Genomic DNA, 1,333 nt, shown 5'->3' with positions numbered 1-1,333 from the left:
GGCGGGTCGGCGGACCGACCCGCCGGAGAGCGGTCGGGTGGGGATCAGGCGGCGACGGCGACGGGCGCCGGTGCCGCGACAGGAGCGGGATCTCGACGGGCGCTCTTGGCCAGGACCACGGCTGTGGTCGAGACCAGCATGCCCGCGAGGATGGCCACCAGGTAACCCCAGACCGGGTTGATGGCGAACACCACGAACAGACCGCCGTGCGGTGCGTACGACTCCACCGAGAATGCCATGATCAGCGCTCCGGTGACGGCACCGCCGGCCATCATCGAGGGGATCACGCGGATCGGGTCGGCGGCGGCGAACGGGATGGCACCCTCGGTGATGAAGCTGGCACCCAGCAGGAACGCGGCCCGGCCGTTCTCCTGCTCGACCTCGGTGAACAGGCGCTTGCGGACGACCGTCGCCAGGCCCATGGCCAGCGGCGGCACCATGCCGGCGGCCATGACCGCGGCCATGATGCGCAGCGAGGCCGGGTTGTCGGCGACCAGTCCGGCGGTGGCGAAGGTGTAGGCGGCCTTGTTGACCGGTCCGCCGAGGTCGAAGCACATCATGAGGCCCAGGATGACGCCGAGCAGGATCACCGAGGTCCCGCTCATCCCGCCCAGCCACGACTCCATGGCGGAGGTCAACGAGGCCAGCGGACGGCCGAGCAGCAGGAACATCAGCAGGCCGATCGCGAGCGATCCGAGCAGCGGGATCAGCACCACCGGCATGAGGCCGGACAGCCAGCGCGGGGTCTTCCACGTGGTCATCCACCGCACCAGGTAGCCGGCGAGGATGCCCGTGACGAGCGCACCGATGAACCCGGCGCCGAGGGTGGCCGAGAGCGCACCGCCCACGAAGCCCGGCGCGATGCCCGGGCGGTCGGCGAGCCCGTAGGCGATGTACCCGGACAGGACCGCGATCATGAAGCCCATCGCGGCCTGGCCTATCGCGAAGAGCACGGCGCCGATGTACAACCTCAGCCCGGCGTGGGTGAGCATCTCGGCCCCGGCGGTCCCGGCGGACACGATCTCACCGTCGAGGTACCAGACCTGGCCGGGCAGGTCGGCCAGCGTGAACCCGGTGGCCACCTCCTGCCAGACAAAGGCCACGTCGTATCCGGCGAACAGGAACCCCAGCGCCAGCAGGAGACCGCCCGCAGCGACGAACGGGATCATGTACGACACACCGGTCATCACCGCGCGCTGCAGGCCACGGGCCCAGTGTTCGTCCGACCCGGACCCGCCGGAGCTCGAGTCCCCACCCGATCCGGACGAGGCCGGGACGCGCTTGGCGTCGGGGTCGCCCGCGGCGGCGAGCGCCTCGTCGAGCACCCGCGCGG

At 71.3% G+C, this 1,333-nt stretch carries 1 protein-coding gene; it reads right to left on the bottom strand.

The features are described from left to right. Positions 1–44: 44 nt before the first annotated feature. Positions 45–1,333: PTS fructose transporter subunit IIC (locus G6019_RS16305; RefSeq protein WP_182628054.1), on the bottom strand; the 1,289-nt coding region annotated here is incomplete at its 5' end.

Origin of the sequence: Dietzia sp. DQ12-76, from assembly GCF_014145045.1 — a bacterium.
GTDB lineage: Bacteria > Actinomycetota > Actinomycetes > Mycobacteriales > Mycobacteriaceae > Dietzia.
The sequence above is the reverse complement of the archived record's forward strand: the minus strand, read 5'-3'. Positions and strand labels throughout refer to the sequence as shown.